The following is a 3670-nucleotide window of genomic DNA, read 5'->3' on the forward strand; positions in this document are numbered from 1 at the left end:
TCCCCCACCCACACAGCAAGCACACCCGCCAGGCCTCCCACCACCACGCCGACGTGGCACCAACCTCAAGATCCTCCGAGGCACTCCCCCGCACCCCCGGCCCGAACGGCACCGCCGCACTGGAGGGAAGTGATCACGCCGCAATCATCCCCGGCACCGGCAGCCCGGAGGAGTACGGCGGCATCGCCAGTGCTACCGACATGTTCTGGAGGAGCAGAACAAACTCTGCCCTGAGCGCTGCCGGCCGCGACAAGCGCGTCCATCGTTCCCCTCCAGGGGAACGCCGCAGGCACCAGGCACACCAGCGGCCAGTCAGCACCACCAGGCCGATGGCAGCACGTGACTGCCAGGCGGTCAGCGTGCACCTGCTGAAGTGCAGCTCCCCCATACCGGTCCACGGGTAAAGCCGACGAAGCAGCGGCTCGGCATACGCCACCCACACCAGCTCGGCAAACGGAGCGAACAGCGGCGACTCCCCCGATCAGCGAGGTACACCCACAAAGGTCAGGATCTTGTACCAGGCGGCTTCGACAGCATGGGCCATGCCGTGATCGTGCAGGCCCCGGGCTCACCAGCACGCTGCCGGTGCCAGGAATCCGGAGGCGTTGGAAGCCATCGACCCGGGAAGGTACACGCTGGCGTGGGACCTGGCATGGCAGCGCCGCTTCCGCCTCGCCCCAGCCCACATCGAAGCCCGCGGCACCCCGCCCGAGACCGGCAGCGAGCTGATCGTGCAGGGCGAAGACCTCGGTGCCTGGGCGACGGCGCAGCGCGCGGGATGGGACGATCCGCGATGCCGAGGCCGGCCTCGTGGACAGGGTCGAGGATCCGCAGTTCCTCCCCCTCGGGCCGGGCCTCGGCCCGGAACGCCTCGGTCAGTCCCAGCTCGTCCAGGGCGCGCCGGCCCGACTCGGGGTGCAGATCGAGGGTGCCGCCCTGGGTGCGGGCGCCGGGATGGGCGTCCCGCTCGTAGACGGTGGCCGCGATCCCTTGCCGATGCAGCATTCCGGCCAGCGCGAGACCGCCGATGCCGCCGCCGACGACAGCGATCCGCGGCTGCTTCTCCCCGCCGGTCCTCCCGCCAGTAGTCCCGCCGGTCTTCCCGTCGGTCGTCTTCATGCCGTTCACCCCTCGCTCGATCGTTCCGTACAGCGTACTGAAACTACCGTACAGCGTACGGAATAAATACGCTGTACGGTACTGTCGTGGAATTGATCTGGGAGCGCCCCGAACCGCGCGGCCGGACGATCGCCCCCACGGACCGGGGCCGGATCGTGGCGGCCGCGATCGCGCTGGCCGACACCGAAGGGCTGTCCGGGCTGTCGATCCGCAAGGTCGCCGCCGAACTGCGCGTCAGCCCGATGCGGCTGTACGGGTACATCGCCACCAAGGACGAGTTGCTCGACCTGATGGCCGATACCGTCTACGGCGAGATCGCGGCGGCCCTCGGCCCCCCCACGGCATGGGAGGAAGCACTCCACGAGATCGCCGCCGCCACGCGCGACGCCGCCCTGCGGCACGAATGGTTCGTGGAACTGATCGGCGGCCGGCCGCACTTGGGCCCGAACGCGCTGACGGTGATGGAGGCCACCGCCTCCACCCTGGCCCGTGCCCTGGGCCCGGACGCCGAGGACCGTCTCATGCCGGCCCTCGGCGTCTTCAACGCCTACCTGGTCGGCGCCGTCCGCAACGAGGTCACCGAGCGGCGCATCACCCGCGAGACCGGCACCGACGAAGCGCAGTGGCAGGCGTCGGTCGCGGGATACCTCAGCCGGCAACTCGCCACCGGCCGCTACCCGACCACACGACGCATCCTGGACACCCAGCCCGAGGACAACACCCCCGAGACGTTCGCCGCGGAGGTGGCGATCATCATCCGGGGCCTGACCCGCACCGACTGACGGCACGCCCTCCCGCCCAGCGCCGAAGAACCCGGCCGTAGTACTGCAACGGTGGTTGCCGTGACTGATGGCCAGGTCGGTCTTTGGTGTGGTTGTGGGTGGGGACCTTGCTGATGTCAGGTTGTGGAGGGTGAACTGGTAGTTCTGGATGAGCGGTTCGTGCACCGTTTCAGCAGGTCGGAACCCCGGGAGTCCGCTTTGGCCTGTATGCGGGGCCTGATCGCTCCGCTGTAGCGGAAGAACGGCTGGACGCTGGCGGAGGAAGCCGGTCACGCGGGCCCGGACCGTATCCAGCGGATGCTGAACCGGATCGATTGGGACCCGACGAGGTCCTCGACGATGTGCGGCAGTACGTGGTCGACAATCTCGGCGACCCAGGCGCCGTCCTGGTCGTGGACGACACGGGCTGTTCGAAGAAGGGGATACGGTCGGCCGGGGTGCAGCTGCAGTACTCCGGCACCGCCGGGCGGACGGAGAACTGCCAGGTCGGCGTCTTCCTCGCCTATGCCACCGATCACGGACGCACCCTGATCGACCGGCGTCTGTATCTGCCCACCTCCTGGACCGACGACCGCGAAAGGTGCCACCGGGCCGGCATCGACGACGAGGTCGCCTTCGCAACCAAGGTGGCCAGCGCGAAGCAGGAATGCGGCCTGGACGACTGCCAGGTCCGCCGCTACCCCGCGGGCGGTGATGGGCCGACCACCGCCGCACGCTTGAGGCCATTGCGTGGAAGTACCGCACCAACTCGCCCTGGCGGGACCTCCCCGACGAGCTCGGCTCGTTCCAGACCGCTCACAAGCGGCTGATCAGATGGGCCGTCGACGGCACCTAGGAGATGATCCTGGCCGCAATCCTGGCTGTGGCGGACGCCGACGACGACATCGACTGGACGGTGTCGGTGGACTCCACGGTCGTCCGGGCCCACCAGCACGCGGCCGGAGCGCTCAAAAAAGGGCGGCCCACTCCGGCGAGCCCACCGATCACGCGCTCGGACGCTCCCGGGGCGGGCTGAGCACCAAGGTCCACCTGGCCGCAGACGGCCGCGCAGGGCCCCTCGCGTTCACCGTCACCGCAGGACAGGCAGGGGATGCATCCGCCTTCGAAACGGTGATGTCACGCATCCGCGTGCCCCGCACTGGCCGGGGCAGGCCCCGGACCCGGCCCCTGGCCGTTCTGGCTGACCGCGCGTACTCCTCGCGCGCCATCCGCAGCCACCTGCGGCGCCGGGGCATCCGTGCGGTCATCCCGCAGCCGTTGGACCAAGTCGGGAACCGCCTGTGGCGAGGCCGGCTCGGTGGTCGCCCGACCGGCGCGTGCCGCCCTCGGAACCACAACGCCACAGGGACGGACATGGCCGGCATGAGTTCGGGAGTCACTACCGTCTTTCCGCCCGTCGTCATGCCCCCTCGGCGGTGAGCCGGCCGATGGCCCGGACGACCTGGCGCCGGGTGGCCAGGCGTCGGGCGAGGAAGGCCATCACCCGGTTCATGCGGCCTGCCATGACGCTGGGCGGCGGGTTTTTCCGGTCCAGAGCGGCCGGCGCGGTGCGCACGACGTCGACGGGCGAGGCGAGCCTGGTCCCTCCGGCGGCCTGTGGGGTGCCCACGACGTCGAAGAACTCGGTCCGGGTCGCGCCGGGGGACAGGGCCAGCACCCGCAGACCGGTGCCGCGTGATGGTGGAACCCGTACCGGTGGTGAAGGTCGGCGTCGACATCACCCGCGACGCCTCCGGCCGATAGCGGCATCCCTTGTGCCGGCACCGCCC

General features: G+C 70.1%; 4 protein-coding genes and 2 pseudogenes. 3 read left to right on the top strand and 3 right to left on the bottom strand.

The features are described from left to right. Positions 1-133 precede the first annotated feature (133 nt). Both GV126_RS36970 and GV126_RS37395 read right to left on the bottom strand, forming a co-directional pair. On the bottom strand, positions 134-466 hold the full coding sequence (locus tag GV126_RS36970; protein ID WP_268977525.1) for a DUF6193 family natural product biosynthesis protein: 333 nt from the start codon (positions 464-466) through the stop codon (positions 134-136). A gap of 38 nt (positions 467-504) precedes the next feature. Beyond that, the gene (locus GV126_RS37395) at positions 505-1119 is read right to left on the bottom strand and encodes an NAD(P)-binding protein (protein ID WP_328707379.1); all 615 of its coding nucleotides are present in this window, start codon (positions 1117-1119) and stop codon (positions 505-507) included. An 86-nt stretch (positions 1120-1205) separates the two neighbouring features. Here GV126_RS37395 and GV126_RS34065 point away from each other — a divergent pair, with 86 nt between their 5' ends. From GV126_RS34065 to GV126_RS34075, 3 genes and pseudogenes are all read left to right on the top strand, one after another. Continuing rightward, positions 1206-1901: a TetR/AcrR family transcriptional regulator gene (locus tag GV126_RS34065; RefSeq protein WP_236570368.1), complete on the top strand. Its 696-nt coding sequence runs from the start codon at positions 1206-1208 to the stop codon at positions 1899-1901. Between the two features lie 94 nt (positions 1902-1995). Further along, positions 1996-2542: pseudogene (locus GV126_RS34070) on the top strand (IS701 family transposase); the annotation flags it as partial. A 53-nt stretch (positions 2543-2595) separates the two neighbouring features. Continuing rightward, positions 2596-3233 (top strand): annotated as a pseudogene (locus tag GV126_RS34075) (IS5 family transposase); the annotation flags it as partial. Between the two features lie 67 nt (positions 3234-3300). On the opposite strand, the gene GV126_RS34080 reads toward GV126_RS34075, so the two are convergent. Next, positions 3301-3558: an SDR family oxidoreductase gene (locus GV126_RS34080; protein WP_236570369.1), complete on the bottom strand. Its 258-nt coding sequence runs from the start codon at positions 3556-3558 to the stop codon at positions 3301-3303. Positions 3559-3670: the final 112 nt, after the last annotated feature.

Origin of the sequence: Streptomyces mexicanus, assembly GCF_902506575.1 — a bacterium.
GTDB lineage: Bacteria > Actinomycetota > Actinomycetes > Streptomycetales > Streptomycetaceae > Streptomyces > Streptomyces mexicanus.

Excerpts from the sequence above, each read along its gene's own strand:
- GV126_RS37395 (WP_328707379.1), bottom strand. The coding sequence starts at position 1,119 with ATGAAGACGACCGACGGGAAGACCGGCGGGACTACTGGCGGGAGGACC.